Below are 18,772 nucleotides of genomic sequence, written 5' to 3'. Positions count from 1 at the left end.
AGTACCGTCGACAGTGAACGGACGAAGGCCTCAATGCATTCATCCACCACGTGAGTATTCGGCTCTTGGCGATCCACAGATGTTGAGCGGATTGGGAGCCATGCTGTAAGGGGCTGAGAGTGATGGATGGGAGACATGAATTAACGATATTCGCCCGAACAATGAATCCGCATACAGGCTCCAGAACTGAGCAGCACTAAATCGCCAAGACAGCCGCTGCCCGCTACCTCTTTTCATCTTGAGTGAGAGCTCGAACGGGGTAGCGGGGCCGATTCATAGTTGCGTGGGCCCGTTGGAAAAGAACAGCCAATCGTCACCGATTCGAGATCGTCTGTCGAACGGCCGTTCTGGGCCGGCTTGTGCCTGACGCCAATCGGCAGAACTCAGCCCTGAACCGACCTTCAGATTTACCCAAAGCCGCCGTTCGACGCTAGAGGTCTAAGTTTGATCGGATTATTTGCCGCCGGCTTCGTCCGTTTCATTGATCATCGTCGTTTCCATCATGTTGCCGGCCTCCTTTGGACCGGACCGCGATCCCGCCCTCGGTGACTGGACCGGGGGTGGAGTCCTCGATGACCTGAGACGGCGCCACATTGCCCCTTGCCCCCGGCGCGAACGCGAGAATGCGCAGGTTCGGCTCGGCAACAAGGATCCGCCCGTCAGAGGAGATGGCGATCTTGTCTCCCGGCAAGCCAGAGCCAGTGATTCCCGTGGCTGGACCGCTGATTGTCCGTACCGGGGGCACGTCGCCGTTCGCCTGGGCGGCGAAAACGCTCACCTGGATCTGCGTCATGTCCGCGGTCTGGTTGTAGACGAATAACTCGTCCGTGCGCGGATCGACAGCGATCGTTATGTTGTTCCTTGCAAAAAGTCCGGCCCCCGGCAGCAGGCCGGTTTTGCTACCCGTGAGGCTGCGCAGAAGCGGCGGCGAGGTAATGCTCCGACGCGTGCCAAACGTGTCGATGATCACCGCCCCCCGTATGTCATAACCCGCAATCAGCAGATTGTCGTCGCTGTCAATCGCAATGCTCACGTACTGGACGATATTCGGATCGGTGATGTGAATCGGATTGGCTACAGGCCCAGAGCTGTTGGCGGGAGCGACCAGCACCCCCGCCTCCGAGGGGCGAACGGTCAGGACGAAGTCGTTGAGGTGGGAATCCACCGCGATGCTGAGCAGGTCATTTGTCATCGTCAACATGAATGATCGACTGGGCGCCTCATTGCCCTCGGCCTTTCGCGGAAAGATGTCGACCGTGCTGCTGGTAAGAAACTGCGCGACGTGAAAGGAGTCCTTCTTGTCGATCACCGTCGCTCCAGCGGTCGTGAGGGTGGTGAGCGGCCCTTGCAGCACCTGGCAGGGCTCGGTCGCTCCGTTGGCGCGCAAGGAGTAACCGCGAATCTGATCAACGAAAACATGGAAGACGGCGTCGTTGGGGCAGGCGGCGTGCGCCAGTTGGACCCCGAACAGCATACTGACGACGGCGACACATAGCGCGGGTTTCATGACACGCCTCCTTGGTCATATTGTGCGAATGCGCCAATTAAGCATAGACCCCGGGCGGAGGCCGAACGGAGTTCCGGCAGTTGGAACCTGTGTTTTGGCGGGCGATGCGAAGGAACCCCATCGATATCGAACGGTAGTCCGGTACGCTAACGTTTTATGGCCCCATGTCGCATCTGGATGACCGGTTTTTTTAACGCATGATTGGCTCGTTCAGGCCATACGGAGTACGGTGACCAGCAACAGACGTCGTCAACTACCCCGCCCTGAAGGGCGGAGCTTGCAGAATACCGCGAGCTCGGGTTGACCAGACTAAGCGCTCCGGATGCCTTAATCCGGACTTCATTGCCGATTAGAGCGGGCGCTACCTTGTGCATAGGTTCAAGACCCACCCTGGGATGCTTCCTCAGTCCCCGGCTCTGGAAGTCCCGGTTGCAGACAAGCGACAGGGTAAGTACGAAACGGATCGGGACGAAATGCCGGTGCACAACATTGTCGAGGGGAGCGAGTCGCAAGACTGCGTTACTAGGCCCTTACGGGCAGAGTCGCAAGACCCTGATGGGTGGAAAGCCCGTCACCTATTTAACGAGACGCAGTTAAAACCGTCTCCTTACCTCCCCGGCCTGAAGTCCGGGGTTTCACGGTGACCCTGATGAAATGCTGGCGCATCACGGACGTTGTAGACGTCACAATCATTCGATGCGATGGCCAGGTGGTTTCCAACCCATCAGTGTCTCTGCGCTCCACTCCGCTGCGGCAAGTCTGGAGATGAAGAAATCAGCCAACGCGCTAACCTTCGCTGGCCGTGCGCGGGCAGTGGGGGTAACAAAATACAGACCACCTTCGGGTAGTCGCCAATCAGTCAGAATCGGTTCAAGCTGTTTGTCCGCGAAATACTGTGTCGCGACAAACTCGGGAAGCTCCGTGATGGCAAGTCCTGCGATGAGCATGGGCAGTAACGCTTCTACGCTTGTTACTCGCAATGGCCCGGTTGGTCTGATCGTGCATTCCTCGCCACTTTGGTGGGTAAAGCGCCAAACGTCGCGCTTGCTCCTGTTGGCGTAGGTCAGGCACTCGTGAGCGCCGAGATCGTGTGGGTGCTGCGGTCGACCACAGCGCAACAGATAGGCCGGAGATGCCACGACAAACCGACGCACGGGTGCAATGAGACGTGCAGCGAGTGACGAGTCTTCCATGATCGCGATACGGAGTGCGGCGTCGAAGCCGTCTCCGATCAGATCGGCATGGGCATCCGTGAGATGAAGATCCACGGCAATATCCGGATAGATCCGGAAGAACTCAGGCAGCAGCGGGGCGACCCAGCGAGCACCGAAGGACAGTGGTGCGGCGAGCTTTACCAGACCACGCGGCCGGCTCGATGTCTCACGTGCGAAATCCTCAGCCTCCTCGGCGTCAGCGTAGATTTTCGCTGCTCGCTCGGCAAGCGTATGGCCGTAGTCCGTGAGTGCAAGTCGTCGGGAGGTACGGTTAAAAAGCCTCCCGCCCAGTCGCTCTTCCAGGCGGGTGACCGCCCGGGAAACCGTGGCGACAGAGACGCCCATGGTCGCCGCCGCAGCTGCAAACGAACCTTCTTCAGCGACCTTCGCGAACATCGCGAATCCTTCAAAGTCCGGTAATTTTGACATCGGCAATTTTGCAACGATGGTTTTCAATCATTTCTATTTCGAAAAGTAGCACGCTGCCATAGATTTGTCTCGTCGCACAGGAGATAGATCATGGAACGAAAGAAGACACTAGGGCTTGTCGATCTCGCCGGCCCCGATGCCGCGCAACAGCAGAGCATGCTCGAAGTTCATGCATTCACCACGCCCAACAGCATCAAAGTTCCCATCGCACTGGAAGAGATGGGGCTCGACTATCGGCTGGTTCCCGTCAATCTGCGCCAGGGCGAGCAGAAGACTGACGCCTTCAAGGCAATGAATCCCAACGCGAAAGTCCCGGTTCTCATCGACCGATCCGTTCCTGGCGACGGCGACGTGATACTCAGCGAGTCTGCCGCGATCCTCGTACACCTTGCAGAGAAGACCGGGCAGCTTCTTCCGAAAGACGGCCCCCAACGCAGCAAGGTCTTCGAGCAACTTTTCTTCCACGCATCCGGCCTCAGCCCGGCGTTCCTGCAGTCATTCCAGGTCGCGATCCAGGCATCGCCGCAACCCGAGGCAAAAGCGCGGGCGCTGGCGGAGGTCGATCGGACGCTGGGCGTGCTCAACCAGATTCTCGAGCGTCATCCGTACGCTGCTGGCGTCGAGTACAGCATCGCGGACATTGCCCATTTCGGGTGGGTGTGGCGTCATCAGGCGATTGGAGCGGCCCTCGACAAATTTCCGTTCGTCGCTCGCTGGTACGAAGAGATTTTGACGCGACCGGCTGTCGTAGCGGCCATCGCAAAGACAGTGGCGCTCGCTCAGTAATGCGATGCAACCTCCAATTTCTCAAACATCTACACATCGTGACGTGGCTCAGTCCATAGTCAATCACCAAGGAGAACCGCAGTGAACGACCGTATCCATGAACTGCTTTATCGTAACCTTCAGGAGGTCTTTGGCGAAGGTGACGCAGAGCGTCGTCGCGCAGCCATCGAGGAGCTTTATACCGAAGATTGTGTGCTCTACGTGCCTCCGGGTACGTTCGTCGGGCACGACGCTCTCGACAAATTCGCGGGAGATCTTCGAGCGTCGCACCCGCATTTTGTTTATGCGCCGCACGGTGAAGCGCAGGCTCTCCACAATGCTGGTCGCCTCGCATGGGGTTCCGGTCCGCGTGGTGAGGTACCCGACTATACGGGCGTGGATGTCATCATCGTTCGCGACGGGAGGATTGAAGCACTCTACGTCTTTCTGGATTCCGTGCCGTCATAGCCGCGCCATGATCCACTTGGCTTTCCGGTGCACAAACATCGTGACACGGAGTTCGTGACTCACGTGCCTCCCGGTATTCCCGGAATCGGGACAGTCCCACCGGACGATTCACACGTGTGACGTTCAGGTGATGCGCGCAGACTTGACACTGGCCATCCCGAACTCTCGAAAGCAGGCGCTCGTGCGGGCCCAAACTGGCGGATGACGTCCAGGTTCAGCAGCAGCACTGTGCCAGTGTCGGGCACATTTTTTCGTAACGAAATCGCCGCGTAAATATACATAGGAGTTAAAAATGTCTAAAATTCTGATTCTGTATTACTCATCGTATGGGCATGTCGAGGCGCTGGCGGATGCCGCTGCCCAAGGTGCGCGCTCGACGGGTGCTACGGTCGGCGTCAAGCGGGTACCGGAAACCGTGCCAGAGGAAGTGGCCAAGGCCGCCTACTTCAAGCTCGATCAGCAAGCGCCGGTTGCGACGGTCGCAGAGCTTGCCGACTACGACGCGATCGTCGTCGGTACGCCGACTCGTTTCGGGCGTATGTCCTCCCAGATGGCGGCGTTTCTGGATCAGGCCGGCGGTCTGTGGATGAGCGGCGCGCTAAATGGCAAGGTTGGTGGCGCCTTCACGTCGACTGCCAGCCAGCACGGAGGACAGGAAACAACGCTGTTCTCGATTATCACCAATCTGTTGCACTTCGGCATGACTATCGTCGGACTGCCGTACAGCCACCAAGGGCAGATGACGCTGGATGAGATTGTCGGCGGTGCTCCCTATGGATCCACGACCATTGCCGGTGGACAAGGTCAGCGTCAGCCGAGCGCCATCGAGCTCGCTGGCGCACGTCATCAAGGCGAGCTGATCGCCAAGACCGCAAACAAGCTGTTCGGCTAACGTCGGATGCACTTCGCTTCATCGACGCATGAACGGGACGGCCAGACAGATCCCTTGGCGGCCATCCCAACCCGGATACCCAACTCATGCTGCAAGCCGTAGCTCTGTATCGAGGCTGAACTGGCCGTACGCCCTTCCGTTCATGAGCTTCTGTTATCGAGTGTGAATTCGACGCTCAAGTGGCCTAGTCGTTCTCAGCCCGTTTTGGCTGCCCGGCGGCACCTACCTCCTGGCGAACCTTCGCAACCTGTTCGGCGCTCACCGCCGGAGCACGATTGCCCCAGCTCGAGCGCACAAAGGTCAGTACGTCGGCCACATCCCGATCGGTCAGACGATCGTCGAAGCCAGGCATGCCGTAGTGCGTCGGCGCCGTCCGGGTCGATGGCATTTCCCCGCCAAGCAGGACGAGGTGGATCAGCGACGTGGGGTCTGCCGTATTGATCGTCGTGCTTTGCGCAAGCTTCGGGAACGTTCCGCCATACCCATTGCCGGTTGTGCGATGGCAGGCGGCACAATTGTCGAGGAAGGTCAGCGCACCGTTACTCCTGTCGGAACCGGTACGCAGCCCCTTGGCGACCGAATCGTCATAGACCATTGCCTTCTGGCCCGCGGCGACCGGCGCCAGCGTCTTCAGGTAGCGGGCAATAGCGGTAAGGTCGGCATCGCTCATGTGCTGCGTGCTGTCCTCGACCACCTCGGCCATCCCCCCGAACGCGGCCGAATGAGCGGTGCGCCCGCTCTTCAGGAACTCGACGATATCCGCCTCGCTCCAGCTTCCCAGACCGTCGTTCACGTCGCCACGCAGGCTCTTCGCGAGGTACCCGTCAATCACGCCACCCGACAAGAACCATTTGCCGTCGTCCGTCAGCGACCTCTCCTGCAACGTGACAGCACGGGGCGTGTGGCAGGCGCTGCAGTGCGCAAGACCTTCCACCAGATACTTGCCGCGCAGGGCCGGATCGTTCGAAGCGGACGATTCGTCCGTCAAGACGGGTGGCGCGTACATCGTGCGCCAGAACGACAGCGGCCAGCGCATCGACAGTGGCCACGGAATGTCCGCCGCCTTGTTCGCCCGCGAGACCGGTTGCACGCCGTACATGAAATAGGCGTACAGCGCCTTCACGTCTGACGGCTTGACCTTGGCGTACGACACGTAGGGCATGGCCGGATACAGCGTCGAGCCGTTCTTCGCGATGCCGTGGCGCAGCGCCTTGTCGAAGTCCTCGAGCGTGTAGTTGCCGATGCCCGTGTCCTTGTCCGGCGTGATGTTCGTCGAATAGATCTTGCCGATTGGCGAAGCGATTCCCAGACCGCCCGCAAAGGGCTTGCCACCTTTGGCCGTGTGACAGGCGATACAATCGCCCGCGCTCGCGAGATACTGGCCTTGCAGAACCAGTTGCCGCTGGTCTGCCGGAATGCCGGCGACGGCAGTGGCCGCAACACCGGCAGTCGGGGTCGAAGCGGGGTTGTCCGCGAACGCATAAGCCGCCCATGCGGCGCCGGCGATCATCGACGACACCAGCGCTGCCTGGAGATGTTTTTTTGTTGTCATGGTCGTCCTCTTACGCCTGCACCAGCGGACCCGCGTTCTTCAGGTACTGCTCGCGGATTGCCTTGGCGGAGTGGTACGCAAGAGCGGCAACTAGCCCGGTCGGGTTGTAACCCATGTTCTGCGGGAAGGCGGAGGCCCCCATCACGAAGACATTCGAAACATCCCAGCTCTGCAGATACTTGTTGACCACGCTGTTTTGCGGCGACGAGCCCATGACCGCGCCGCCCGTCGTGTGAGTGGATTGATAAAGGCGCGTGTCGTAATGCGAGCCCTTCTTGCGAACGCCCACGAAATACTTTTCCGGATTCATTGCCTTCGCGACTTCTTCCATACGCTTGCCCATGTATCCGAGCATGTCGTATTCGTTGTCGTGCCAGTCGAAGGTCATGCGCAGCAGCGGCAGGCCGTAGGTATCCCGGTAGGTCGGATCGAGGTCCAGGTAGGCGTCCTGATACGGCATCACTGAACCCGCAATACCGATCGTCATATAACGCTGATAGGCATCCGTCACGCCCTCTTTCCACTTGCTGCCCCAACTGGGGGTGCCCGGAACGGTCGGCGTGGTCTTGATCGGCCGGCCGCCGGTGCGGATGTGGCGAATGCTCGCGCCGCCCACGAAACCAAGCGGACCATGGTCGAACTGGTCGCCGTTGAAGTCGTCCAGGCCCACACCGCCCGCGCCCGTGCCAATGAACGGATTGAGCTGCGTACCCTTGGGCAGCAGCACATTGACCCCGCCGTTCATCTGATACGCATAGTTCCTGCCGACCACGCCCTCCCCGGTCTTCGGGTCATACGGCTTGCCGATGCCCGAGAGCAGCAGCAGGCGGACGTTATGCATCTGGAACGCGGCGATGATCACCAGATCGGCCGGCTGTTCGACTTCGCGGCCTTGCGCATCGATATACATCACGCCGGTCGCCTTCTTCTTGTCGGAGTCGAGCAGTACCTTCGTCACATACGAGTGGGGACGCAGTTCGAAATTCGGCTTCTTGAGCAGGACCGGCAAAATGGTGGTCTGCGGCGAAGCCTTTGAATACATGTAGCAGCCGTAGCCCTCGCAGAAGCCGCAGAAGTTGCACGGGCCGAGGCGCACGCCGTAAGGGTTCGTATAAGGCGCCGAGGTGTTTGCCGCCGGCGCCGGATACGGATGCAAACCGGCTTCTTTCGCTGCCTTCCCGAAGAGCTGGGCGCCGTATGAATTCTGCAGCGCGGGGGTCGGGAACTCGCTCGTGCGTTTGCCCTCGAGCGGGTTGCCGCCCGGCTGGATCGTGCCGTTCAGGTTGCCGGCTGTGCCCGAGGTGCCGAACACCTTTTCGGCGAAGTCGAAGTGCGGCTCGAGTTCGTCATAGGTGACGCCGAAGTCCTGGACGTTCATGCCTTCCGGGATGAACTTCTTGCCATAGCGCTCTTCATAGCGTGTACGCAACTGCAGTTCCTCGGGCAGAACGCGGTAGTGCATGCCGTTCCAGTGAAAGCCCGCGCCGCCCACGCCATTGCCCAGCAGGAACGAGCCATGTTGGCGGTACGGCACGGCCAGGTCGTCGACACCGTGACGGATCGTGACCGTCTCGCGCGCGAGGTCCTGGTACAGCTTTCCACGCACCGAATACGTGAGTTCGTCGATCACTTTCGGGTACTCGGCATCCGTCGGCGTATCGCGCATCGCACCCCGTTCAAGCGCGACTACATTCAGGCCCGCCTCGGTCAACTCTTGCCCGAGGATGGCCCCGGTCCAGCCAAAACCTACGATGACACAGTCGACCTTGTTCTTCTTGATTGCCATTCATCAACCCCGCTTGCCATCGATCGAAACCGGCCCATACGGGTACTTGACGCCTGGCTGATCGATCCAGTCCATGAAGTCCGCGCGCGCACCCGGGAAGCCGACCATCTTCCAACCCGCCATGCCTTTGTTGCCGCCATGAATCGGGTCGGCGAAAAAACCTTCCTTGGTGTTGGAAAGCAAAGAGCCGAAGAATGTGCGGGCCGGCACGGTATCGAATTCGATCTTCGCGTGTTCCAGGTCGCCGAGCACCTTCTCCTGGGTGGACTTGTTCAGCTGAGCGAAGGTCTTGCCGCCGTGGTTCTTCGCGCACCAGTCGTCACAGGCCTTGATGCCGTGTCGATAGATATCGCGCGGCGCAAGGCTCAACTGGTAGCCCATCTCGGGCGGCTGGTCTGGATGGAAAGGCCCCTGCATATACCAGAGCTTGCCGTGACCGAACGGGGTTTCCATCTGACGGTCGATGAACTCGGGCACGCCGGCCTTGATCGCGCCGGGACCGAATGCATCTTCCGGAATGAGCAGGTCGACCGCAGCGTTGATAAAGGTCCACTCAGCGCCGGTGAAGTAAGTGGGCTGATAGGCTGCGCCGGCTACTCCTGCGGCTGGCCCCGGCTGGCTGCTGCACGCGGATTGCGTGAGCGTCGCCCCGGGCGCGACAGTTGCTGCGGGCACGATGGCGAGCACCTGCCTTAAAAAACGACGACGCGGCACCGTGTCATCGGACATGAAGGCTTTCTCCTTGGTTGAGGTAATCGGGCCGCGCGAACGGGGACGCTCGCGATGCTCACGCGAAGGGGTACGGTCTGGAAAAAGCGCGCGGGGCGCGAAGCAGTGAGCAGGCGTCCAGCTATGACGCCATGAAAGCGTCACGGCCGGATCGACCCGGTGCTGGGGCGACAACAGCTCAAGCGCGCAACTTGAACGAACCGGCGGTTTCCGCCAACGCTTGTGCCTGGTCCTGCAGAGAACGCGCGGCAGCCGAAGCCTGCTCGACGAGGGCGGCATTCTGCTGGGTGGCCTGGTCCATGTTGTTGACCGCGACGCTGACCTGGCTCAGGCCGTGACTTTGCTCCTTCGACGCGGCTGTGATCTCAGCCATGATCACGTTCACATGACCCACGGCCTCGATGATTTCGTTCATCGTGTCGCCTGCCTGGTTCACCAGCGTCGCACCTGCATCGATGCGCGAAGTCGAATTGACGATCAGCTCCTTGATCTCCTTGGCCGCCACGGAAGAACGTTGCGCGAGCGTGCGGACCTCGCCCGCCACCACGGCGAAGCCGCGTCCCTGCTCACCCGCGCGTGCCGCTTCGACCGCCGCGTTGAGCGCAAGAATATTGGTCTGGAAGGCGATGCCTTCGATCATCGCCGTGATCTCGGAAATGGCTGACGAGCTCTGGCTGATCTCGGTCATCGTCGTCACGGCACTCGATACGACCTGGTGCCCCTTGCGCGCGATTTCCGAAGCTGACGACGACAACGCGCTGGCACGCTCGGCGTTCTCGGCATTCTGGCTCACCGTGCTCGACAATTGCTCGGCGCTCGAAGCCGTTTCTTCGAGCGAGGCGGCCTGCGCCTCGGTGCGGGCCGAAAGATCCGCGTTGCCCGCCGCGATCTCGCGTGTCGCCGTGGCAATCGCACCGCTGCCCTCACGCAGCGAGACCACAATGCCGGTAAGACTCTGCTGCATGCTCACTAGCCCTTGCAGCATGCGCCCCATCTCATCATGCGAACGGACCTCGATTTGACCGCTGAGATCGCCTTGCGCGATCTGCTCGAAATGCGCCACCGCTTCGTTCACCGGGCCAAGAATCGCGCGGCGCAGCATGAACCAGCTTCCAAGCGCTGCGAACATGCCGGCCACGATCGCAACGATACTGCCCGTGAGAAACAGGTGGTATGCGGACTCGGATGCTTCATACGCGGCTTTGGTCTGATTGAACTGGTAGGTTTTGAGCGCATTGGCCGCGACCTGCATGCTTGTATAGACCTTCCCGACGTTGAACAAGCGCTTCAGGATCTCATCCCGATCGCCACGCACGGTGGCCTCGCGCAATTGGTCCAGTTCCTGTTCGGTCGTGTCATATTCCTTGGCGACAGTGGCTACGAGCTGGTCCTCGCCGGCGTCGCGCGGCAATGCGAGGTATTGCTTCCACGCCTGATCCGCAGCAGCCTTGACCTCCTTTTCCTTCGCATACATGTTGGTTGCGTCTTCAGAGCCGGGATTGATCGCAGCTCGATCCAACGAAGTACGCTGCCGGCCGACCATGATCGTCATCTCGCCAACCGCGATTGATTTGGGCAATTGTTCCGAGTAGGTCCGGCGGTTCGCGTCGTTGCTCGCAGTCATGCCGGCGATGCCAAATCCGCCGGTGCCGAGCAATAGAACGCCAAGAAAAACCATCGCAACGGCAATGCGGCCGTTAATGGACAAACGCAGAGAGAACATCGTGACTTCCTGGAATGAAGCGGGGACCCTGATGAGGCGCCCCATTGGCGGAGGGAGCGCGTCGCGCACACGTAAGCACTTACGGCTGTTTGCAGGGATTCTTGAGTTTTTCGAAACAATTCGAACGCTTCTGCGTTGGACAGTCCGTTACGCGGCATTACGAAAACTATCGGCGAGAACAATTGCTCCCTGCTCTTTTCGATGTAAAATACTGTACATCCATACAGTTATTCACACCATGTCCGATTCCAGCATCGGCACAGCCAGTTCCGACAGGCCCGTCGCCCCGAGCCACGCATGTCCGGGAGCGCGCCAGTGACAGCTACGCGGCGCATTGCGCATCTGGACATGGACGCGTTCTACGCTTCCGTCGAACTCCTGCGCTACCCCGAGCTGCGCGGCCAGCCGGTGGTGATCGGCGGTGGCAGGAATGCCACGCCCGACACGCTCGCCGACGGCACCCGGCGCTTCAAACGGCTGCGCGATTACGCGGGCCGTGGGGTTGTGACAACCTCGACCTACGAAGCCCGTGCGCTCGGCGTGTTTTCCGCGATGGGCATGATGAAAGCCGCGCAACTCGCGCCGGACGCGATCCTCCTGCCCACCGACTTCGATTCGTACCGGCACTATTCGCGCCTCTTCAAGGAGGCGGTGGCCACCTTCACCACGCAGATCGAGAACCGCGGTATCGATGAAATCTACATCGACCTGACCGACTTGCCGGGCGACCCCGCCGAAACCGCCGCGCGCATCAAGCAAGCTGTGCGCGATGCCACCGCGCTGTCGTGTTCGATCAGCGTCGCGCCGAACAAGCTGCTGGCGAAGATCGGATCCGAACTCGATAAACCCGACGGCCTGACAATCCTCACCGCCGCCGACGTGCCGCTGCGAATCTGGCCGCTGCCCGTGCGCAAGGTGAACGGCATCGGTCCGAAGGCGACTGAAAAACTGGCGGCAATCGGCATTGAAACGGTCGGCGATCTGGCGCGCGCCGACCTCGAGCTACTGCAGGCGAATTTTGGCCGGATGTATTCGGCGTGGCTCGTGGAAGTGGCCCAGGGTTTCGATGAACGGCCCGTCGTGGTCAGCTCCGAGCCGAAGTCGATGAGCCGCGAAACCACCTTCGAGCGCGACCTGCATCCGCGGCAGGATCGCGGCGAACTCTCGGCCGCATTTACCGACCTGTGCACCCGAGTCGCCGATGACCTGCGGCGCAAGGGCTACGAAGGCCGCACGGTCGGCATCAAGCTGCGCTACAACGACTTCAGCACGGTCACGCGCGACCTGACGGTCCCGCTGCCGACCGCCGATGCGGCAGAGATACGCCGTGCCGCAACCGAATGCCTGAAGCGCGTACCGCTGGACCGGCGGCTGCGTTTGCTCGGCGTGCGCGTGACTGCGTTGCTGCCGGCAGGGTCGTATATCGCTGAGCCGCAGCCGGTTCAGGGCGAACTGCCGTTCGCGTCGGATTAGCCGGCGGGTTCTCCAAAGAAAGGAATCGTCGTGTTTCAAAACGATTTGTTCGAAGCCACGCCGCTGGTTCTTGTCGACGATGCCGAGAGCGGGATTCGTTACCTGCCCGACGTGGTGCCGCAAGCCACCGCGCAAGCCTGGTTCGAGCAGGCGCTGGCTAACGTGACATGGGGCAATCAGCGGCGTTTGATGTACGAACGCGAGGTCGATGTGCCGCGCCTGATGGCGCATTTTTCGCTGGACGCTCCCGACCTGCCGGAGCCTTTGATGCAAGCCGCCGAACAAGTGCGCTCGATTGCGGGCACGCCGTTCAACAGCGTCGGCTTGAATTTATATCGCGATGGCGACGACAGCGTCGCGCCCCATAACGACAAGACGCAAGGACTCGTGCAAAAAGCGCCCATCGCAATCCTGTCGCTGGGTGCAATCCGTCGCATGACAATCCGCGCAAAGTCGGGCAAGGGCCGCACGCTCAATGTGGATCTGCATCCGGGCAGCGTGATCGTGATGAGCTACGCATCGCAATTTACGCACAACCACGGGATACCGAAGATGGGCGGCGTAGAGGGGCCGCGCATCAGCCTGGCATTTCGATGCGTCGATCCGCAACGTCTGGACGCCCGCGTCAAGAAGGACGCGACAAAACCCCTCGTTCCAGCGTCGAACCCATAGCGGTTTTTGCGGGCCGAATACGTCAGCTTCCTGATGACGTCACGGGATGACTGACGCCAGGGTCAGCGCGCCTTCGTTCATTCCCTTCCGGCGGCTAAAGCGCTTCATCGACGAAGCATTTCGTCAGCTTTCGCACGCCCATCCATCACGCCGATAACGCGATCGCACGCAACAAAACCCCCACGACTTATTTCCTTAACTTGACCTTTGAGTTTAATTTCAATATAAATGCGAACGCGAATCGATCTCATTACATGTTAAATATTACACATTGAAAGGCCATGCCGGTAGCCAGCGCACCGTTGAGCCTTCCGATTCGCGTTCGCGCTTGTCGTTTTCTTAATCGGGGTTTGTTCATGAGTTGCAGTAAACGTGCGCGCAAGATTTCATTGCCCCACAGAAGGACCTTGCTCGCCAACGCGCTGTTGGCCATCGGCATGGCCGGGGCGTCGGTATTGCCGGCAAGAGCAGACGACACAAGCGACGCGGCAGCGGCCACGACCACGACGAGCAACACGACCGCCCCCGCCACGCCCGACGCGCCACAACTTGCGCCCGTCAAAGTCTCCGGAAAGAAGGAACAGGGTTTTGCGCCGGTATCGATTGAAACCGGGCCGTATCGAGGACTCGACGCGCTCGATGTGCCCGCAACGGTGAACGTGGTGACGCGCGAGGTCATGGACGCGCAGGGCGACACCGGCCTGTACGACGCGTTGCGCAACGTGGCGGGCGTCACGCGCCAGCAGTTGAGCGGCCTCGCCTACGACAACCTCTCGGTCCGCGGCATTCCCCTCGACAATCGCGCGAGCTATTACTTCAACGGCGTATTGCCCATCGACAACAACATCTGGATGCCGATGGAAGACAAGGAGCGCGTTGAAGTACTGAAGGGTGCGTCCGCGCTGTACTACGGCTTCGCGGTCCCGGCCGGCATCGTGAATATGGTGACCAAACGCGCCGGTTCGGAACCGGTGACCAGCATCTCGGTGCTAGGAGACTCCAACGGTTCCTACGGCACTCATGTCGATATCGCCCGGCGTTTTGGCGCCGACGATCAGTTCGGTGTTCGCGTCAACGCGATGGATGAACATGTCGAAACACCGGTCGACGGCGACCGCGGTTATCGCAAGTTCATCAGCGCCGCGCTCGACTGGCGCGTGAACAGCAAACTCAAGCTCCAGTACGACTTCGAACACATCGAAACCAGCGTCGTGGAACAGGCCGGCATTGTCCCGCTCGCGGCGAAGAATGGTGTGATCTCGCTGCCGGCTCTGCCCGATCCGACCAAGTTGCTGGCCAGCGCCAGCAAACCCACCCGCGCGAGCGCGAACACGCAGTTGCTGCGTGCGGATTACGCGCTTTCAGATAACTGGACCGCCACGTTCAGCGCCGGCCAGTCGATCACGCGGCGTGACAGATGGGCGTGGGTCTTCCAGAAATATAACGTCGCGACCGGTGCGGGGACCCTGCAGGCAAGCGAACAGAACGGCCAGATGTACGAGAATAAAATCGTCCGCCTGGAAGTGAATGGCCAGTTCAAGACCGGGTCGATCGGCCACGACATCACAGCCGGCGTCTCGCAAGACTGGCTGTTTCAGCCTGACTTCACGACCTATTTCTTCACCGCGGCCCAAAACCTCTACAACCCGGTCGACATCTCCAAACTGACCTCCAGTGGTACATCTAAGCAATTCTATGCGCAACACGTGCGCAATGGCGGCGCTTACGTGTACGACCGGATCGACTTGACGTCGAAGTGGCAATTCGTGGCGGGCGTGCGCAGGTCCGAGTACATCAGTTCACAGGCTGGCACACCAAATTCGGACATTAGCCACACGTCGCCATCGGGTAGCCTGATCTATCGCCTGGCACCGAATACCAGCGTCTATGCGAGCTATGTGGAAGCGCTTGAATCTGCCGGGAGCGCCCCCACCACCGCAGACAACGCGAACCAGATCTTGCCCGCTGCCGTCAGCAAGCAGGAAGAAATCGGCATTCGCACGCGCCTCGCCAACAACACGCTGGTCTCGCTCGCCCTGTTCAATATCCGGCAGCCTTCCGCCAATACCAACAGCAACAACGTCTATGTGATGGACGGCAACGCGCGGTATCGCGGCGTCGAGTTTTCTGTGCAGGGCGACCTCACCCGGGATATTTCACTGACCGGTTCGACGGTCTACCTGGACGCAAAACAACTCGACTCCTCCGATTCGACGTTGCTCGGCAAGACTCCCGAAAACACGCCACACCTGACCGCGAGTCTTTTCGCTGAATACCGTGTGCCAGTGGTGGCGGGACTGTCGTTCAACGCCGGGATGTATTACATCGGCCCGCGTCCGGTCAATAGCGCGGACCAGGCTTATATCGGCGGTTACACGCTGTTCTCGGCGGGCGCGCGTTACACCACGCGCGTGTACGGCAAACGCGTGTCGGTCCAGGCAAATCTCGAGAATGCGGCTAACAAGCGGTACTGGAGCGCGGCCGGTTCCAATCAGCTCGGCGTGGGTCTTGCCCGCACGCTCGAACTGAGTTCGACCCTGGAATTTTGACCTCACCCGGCTCATCGCCAGCCGCTAAATTATTATTCGACGGACCGCCCCCATGACGATGCAAGCAACCCAACTCGAAGCGACACCGGGTCGATGGGCACAACCCCGGGGAGCGGACACGAAGTCGCGCTCTCGTCGCGCGACGTTCCTCAAGTGGCTACGCAAGATTCACAGTTGGGTCGGATTGTGGGGGGCAGTGCTGGGTTTATTGTTCGGCGCGACCGGCATCCTGCAGAATCATCGTGCGACCATGAAGATTCGCGTCGGCGGTCCGGTCGTCTCGACTGTGCATGTTGCGCTCCCCGACCCCGCCCCCAAGTCGCCGAAGGAGCTTGCGGCCTATCTGCGGACCGAGCTGAAACTGGATCGTGCCGCAGAGCGGACCACACGTGAACCAGCCATGCCGGTGACGTGGGGAGATCAGTCGGTGATTCAGCCGGAACATTGGGAAATCCGTTTTATCGCACCGGACTATCTCGTCAACGCCGACTTCTGGAAAGGCGGGAATTCCGTGAGCGTCGAACGCCGCGATCAAGGTTTGATGAACACGCTCGAAGGTTTGCATCGGGCTAACGGCGCACGCGTGGGGTGGATCTTGCTGGCGGATTCGTTCGCGGGAAGCATGATCCTGCTGTCTCTCACGGGCGTGGTCTTATGGACGGGACTGAATCGCCGCAGGACCGTGGGTGCCTCCATTCTTATCGTTTCGCTAATGGCTGCCGTCGTGCTCGCGGCACAGTCGCTCTGAAGACGTGTCGCGGTATTTTTATTTGTCCTGCATCAGCGAGAAGGTTTGCCGGTGCAGGACAGGCCGCTAGTTAAAAGGCTTCCCAATCGGCGCCCCCGGCCAATGCAACCGGCTTCGACTTCTCGCCGATCAGCGCCGGTGTTTTGAGCCGTGCAGGCACAGCAGCGACGCTCGCTGCGACGGCCCGTTTCTTCGGCGCGGCCAACACACGATGCGCCGCTGCGCGCGCCGGTTTTACGCTCAACGGCGCCTTGACTGTTTCCAAACCGCCGTCGTTCAACTGGAACACCGACACCGCCGCCTTCAACGCACCCGCCTGATTCTCGAGCGATTGCGCTGCGGCCGCTGCTTCCTCCACGAGCGCCGCGTTTTGCTGGGTCACTTCATCCATTTGTGTGACCGCGCGTGCGACTTGATCGATGCCGCTGCTCTGCTCTTCGGAGGCCGCCGCGATCTCGCCCATGATGTCCGTCACGCGCTGCACCGCGCCGATGATCTCCGACATCGTGCGGCCGGCGTCGCCCACCAGCGTCGTGCCGGTCTGGACGCGTGCGACTGACGTATTGATCAGGTCCTTGATTTCCTTCGCCGCCGCCGACGAGCGTTGCGCAAGACTGCGAACCTCTGCGGCCACGACCGCAAAACCACGCCCTTGTTCGCCGGCACGCGCCGCTTCAACCGCTGCGTTCAGCGCGAGAATATTGGTCTGGAACGCAATGCCTTCGATGATCGTGATGATGTCTGCGATCTTCGTCGAACTCTGGTTGATATCGCCCATGGTAACGACCACTTGCGAGACGACCGAGCTGCCCTTGTTCGCGATGTCCGACGCGTTGGCGGCCAGCGAGCTTGCCTGACGCGCGTTTTCCGCGTTCTGCTTCACGGTACCGGTCAACTCGTCCATGCTCGACGCCGTTTCCTGCAGCGCCGAAGCTTGTTCTTCCGTACGCGATGACAAATCGATATTGCCCGCCGCGATCTGCTTGGTCGCCGATGCAATGGATTCGCTGCCCGACCGCACCGTGCGCACCGTGCTGACAAGGCTTGCCTGCATCTTCGCCAGGCCCGCGAGCAACTGGCCCATCTCGTCGCGCGACGTGACGATCAACTCGCGGCGAAGATCGCCCGCGGCGATGGCATCGAACTGCGCGAGCGCTTCATCGAGCGGACGTCCGATGGAGCGACGCAGCGAGAACCACGAGAAAATAGCGGCCACGAGGCCGACCAGAATAGAGGCAATGCTGACGATGCGGAACTGGCCGAAGGTTTCCTGCGAGCTGTCATAGTCGCTCTTTGCAGAATCGAATTGATACTTGCGAAGCGCTTCGCCAAACCCGGCCAACTCATTGAACGCCACCTGCATGGCTTCCGCGGAGGCGATGATTTTATCCGCGTCGTTTGCCCTGATATTGGCGTAACCGTCGTCCATCAGCTTCTGGAGTTCGAGACGCTTGGCTTGGAAGGACTCGGCCAGCTTGTGTTCGTCCGGACCCTGGGGCAACGCGGCGTAGGTCGCCCACTCCTTGTCGGCGCGAGTGCGCATCAACGCACCCCGTCCAATAGCGGTTTCCGCACCTGGTTTGCCGACGAGCAAGGCCGCACGATCGAAGCTGAGCCGCTCCCGGGCGGTGAACATTTCCGCGTTACCGGCCGCAACCGCGCCAGGCATCTGGTCCGTGAAGAGGCCGCGCGTCGTGTCGTTGCCCCTGCTCATTCCCCACAGCCCCAGTCCGCCGATCACGATCAGCAATAGACCCAGAAGCGCCATGGCGATGCCAAGGCGGCCTTTAATCGTCGAAAACATGTCTTCTCTCGCTAGTCTCTTGTCTCACACCAAATCCCAAGCGGTGGCGTGCGTCGATGCTTGCGAACGCGACCGGAACCGACAGTACTCTTCGACCCATACCCTTTAACGGCAAACGCTGACGCCACTTGAGCAAATGCTTTAAATCGATTCAGCTATTATTTCAACAATCTTTCATACGCCGGTCGGGTTGGCGCACGTCAGGACGGCCGCTTTATCTTCTACTCCGCGAACTTCGATGCCATGACCGGGCTGATTGGATAGCTGGCAGAGCACTGCTGCGAAGGCGGAACGTGTTCGGGGTCAGTGTTGGGTTGCTGCTGCTTGGGCCTGCGGTCGTTATATGTTGGATGTTCTCTTTATCACTATTAGCCACTGTGCGTGGCAGCACTTCATTTCTTTTCCGCAACGGCGAAAAAGAAACAGAAGCAAAGAAAACGCCTCTCAACAATCAGCAAGTT

General features: G+C 60.3%; 14 protein-coding genes. 7 read left to right on the top strand and 7 right to left on the bottom strand.

What is annotated here, in order from left to right; all coding sequences use genetic code 11:
- Positions 1 to 478: 478 nt before the first annotated feature.
- The gene (locus M0D69_RS35345) at positions 479 to 1,507 is read right to left on the bottom strand and encodes a hypothetical protein (protein ID WP_301786465.1); all 1,029 of its coding nucleotides are present in this window, start codon (positions 1,505 to 1,507) and stop codon (positions 479 to 481) included.
- Between the two features lie 689 nt (positions 1,508 to 2,196).
- Positions 2,197 to 3,150, bottom strand: a complete 954-nt coding sequence (locus M0D69_RS35340) for a LysR family transcriptional regulator (RefSeq protein ID WP_301786482.1) — start codon at positions 3,148 to 3,150, stop codon at positions 2,197 to 2,199.
- Positions 3,151 to 3,240: 90 nt separating this feature from the next.
- On the opposite strand from M0D69_RS35340, the gene M0D69_RS35335 reads away from it, so the two are divergent.
- The 3 genes from M0D69_RS35335 (at position 3,241) to wrbA (ending at position 5,275) form a co-directional block, all read left to right on the top strand.
- Positions 3,241 to 3,936, top strand: a complete 696-nt coding sequence (locus M0D69_RS35335) for a glutathione S-transferase family protein (protein WP_301786464.1) — start codon at positions 3,241 to 3,243, stop codon at positions 3,934 to 3,936.
- A gap of 81 nt (positions 3,937 to 4,017) precedes the next feature.
- Positions 4,018 to 4,383, top strand: a complete 366-nt coding sequence (locus M0D69_RS35330) for a nuclear transport factor 2 family protein (protein WP_301786463.1) — start codon at positions 4,018 to 4,020, stop codon at positions 4,381 to 4,383.
- Positions 4,384 to 4,675: 292 nt separating this feature from the next.
- Positions 4,676 to 5,275 (top strand): NAD(P)H:quinone oxidoreductase, encoded by a 600-nt coding sequence (wrbA, locus tag M0D69_RS35325; protein ID WP_301786462.1) that lies wholly within the window; start codon positions 4,676 to 4,678, stop codon positions 5,273 to 5,275.
- Between the two features lie 184 nt (positions 5,276 to 5,459).
- Here the strand turns inward: wrbA and M0D69_RS35320 are convergent, their stop codons facing one another.
- The 4 genes from M0D69_RS35320 to M0D69_RS35305 form a co-directional block, all read right to left on the bottom strand.
- On the bottom strand, positions 5,460 to 6,827 hold the full coding sequence (locus M0D69_RS35320; protein ID WP_301786461.1) for a cytochrome c: 1,368 nt from the start codon (positions 6,825 to 6,827) through the stop codon (positions 5,460 to 5,462).
- A gap of 10 nt (positions 6,828 to 6,837) precedes the next feature.
- Positions 6,838 to 8,613: a GMC family oxidoreductase gene (locus tag M0D69_RS35315; protein WP_301786460.1), complete on the bottom strand. Its 1,776-nt coding sequence runs from the start codon at positions 8,611 to 8,613 to the stop codon at positions 6,838 to 6,840.
- Between the two features lie 3 nt (positions 8,614 to 8,616).
- Positions 8,617 to 9,342, bottom strand: a complete 726-nt coding sequence (locus tag M0D69_RS35310; RefSeq protein WP_301786459.1) for a gluconate 2-dehydrogenase subunit 3 family protein — start codon at positions 9,340 to 9,342, stop codon at positions 8,617 to 8,619.
- A 178-nt stretch (positions 9,343 to 9,520) separates the two neighbouring features.
- Complete coding sequence (locus M0D69_RS35305) at positions 9,521 to 11,065, bottom strand: methyl-accepting chemotaxis protein (protein WP_301786458.1); 1,545 nt, start codon at positions 11,063 to 11,065, stop codon at positions 9,521 to 9,523.
- A 297-nt stretch (positions 11,066 to 11,362) separates the two neighbouring features.
- Between M0D69_RS35305 and dinB the strand changes: the two genes are divergently transcribed.
- The 4 genes from dinB to M0D69_RS35285 all read left to right on the top strand — a co-directional run bounded on the left by dinB (position 11,363) and on the right by M0D69_RS35285 (position 16,507).
- Positions 11,363 to 12,538 (top strand): DNA polymerase IV, encoded by a 1,176-nt coding sequence (dinB, locus tag M0D69_RS35300; protein ID WP_301786457.1) that lies wholly within the window; start codon positions 11,363 to 11,365, stop codon positions 12,536 to 12,538.
- Positions 12,539 to 12,568: 30 nt separating this feature from the next.
- Positions 12,569 to 13,210 (top strand): alpha-ketoglutarate-dependent dioxygenase AlkB, encoded by a 642-nt coding sequence (locus tag M0D69_RS35295; RefSeq protein WP_301786456.1) that lies wholly within the window; start codon positions 12,569 to 12,571, stop codon positions 13,208 to 13,210.
- Between the two features lie 356 nt (positions 13,211 to 13,566).
- On the top strand, positions 13,567 to 15,759 hold the full coding sequence (locus M0D69_RS35290) for a TonB-dependent siderophore receptor (RefSeq protein ID WP_301786455.1): 2,193 nt from the start codon (positions 13,567 to 13,569) through the stop codon (positions 15,757 to 15,759).
- A gap of 52 nt (positions 15,760 to 15,811) precedes the next feature.
- Positions 15,812 to 16,507, top strand: a complete 696-nt coding sequence (locus M0D69_RS35285; protein WP_301786454.1) for a PepSY-associated TM helix domain-containing protein — start codon at positions 15,812 to 15,814, stop codon at positions 16,505 to 16,507.
- 70 nt (positions 16,508 to 16,577) lie between these two features.
- Here the strand turns inward: M0D69_RS35285 and M0D69_RS35280 are convergent, their stop codons facing one another.
- Entirely contained in the window at positions 16,578 to 18,311 is a 1,734-nt protein-coding gene (locus M0D69_RS35280) for a methyl-accepting chemotaxis protein (protein WP_301786453.1), read from the bottom strand.
- Between the last annotated feature and the right edge of the window lie 461 nt (positions 18,312 to 18,772).

The sequence above is a fragment of the Caballeronia sp. SEWSISQ10-4 2 genome, from assembly GCF_030464885.1.
GTDB lineage: Bacteria > Pseudomonadota > Gammaproteobacteria > Burkholderiales > Burkholderiaceae > Caballeronia.
Note: the sequence above shows the minus strand (reverse complement) of the source record. Positions and strands in the feature narration are given on the sequence as shown.

Bases quoted from the DNA above. Each gene is read 5' to 3' on its own strand.
- M0D69_RS35345 (WP_301786465.1), bottom strand. From the start codon at position 1,507: ATGAAACCCGCGCTATGTGTCGCCGTCGTCAGTATGCTGTTCGGGGTC.
- M0D69_RS35340 (WP_301786482.1), bottom strand. From the start codon at position 3,150: ATGTCAAAATTACCGGACTTTGAAGGATTCGCGATGTTCGCGAAGGTC.
- M0D69_RS35335 (WP_301786464.1), top strand. From the start codon at position 3,241: ATGGAACGAAAGAAGACACTAGGGCTTGTCGATCTCGCCGGCCCCGAT.
- wrbA (WP_301786462.1), top strand. From the start codon at position 4,676: ATGTCTAAAATTCTGATTCTGTATTACTCATCGTATGGGCATGTCGAG.
- M0D69_RS35320 (WP_301786461.1), bottom strand. From the start codon at position 6,827: ATGACAACAAAAAAACATCTCCAGGCAGCGCTGGTGTCGTCGATGATC.
- M0D69_RS35315 (WP_301786460.1), bottom strand. From the start codon at position 8,613: ATGGCAATCAAGAAGAACAAGGTCGACTGTGTCATCGTAGGTTTTGGC.
- M0D69_RS35310 (WP_301786459.1), bottom strand. From the start codon at position 9,342: ATGTCCGATGACACGGTGCCGCGTCGTCGTTTTTTAAGGCAGGTGCTC.
- M0D69_RS35305 (WP_301786458.1), bottom strand. From the start codon at position 11,065: ATGTTCTCTCTGCGTTTGTCCATTAACGGCCGCATTGCCGTTGCGATG.
- dinB (WP_301786457.1), top strand. From the start codon at position 11,363: ATGTCCGGGAGCGCGCCAGTGACAGCTACGCGGCGCATTGCGCATCTG.
- M0D69_RS35290 (WP_301786455.1), top strand. From the start codon at position 13,567: ATGAGTTGCAGTAAACGTGCGCGCAAGATTTCATTGCCCCACAGAAGG.
- M0D69_RS35285 (WP_301786454.1), top strand. From the start codon at position 15,812: ATGACGATGCAAGCAACCCAACTCGAAGCGACACCGGGTCGATGGGCA.
- M0D69_RS35280 (WP_301786453.1), bottom strand. From the start codon at position 18,311: ATGTTTTCGACGATTAAAGGCCGCCTTGGCATCGCCATGGCGCTTCTG.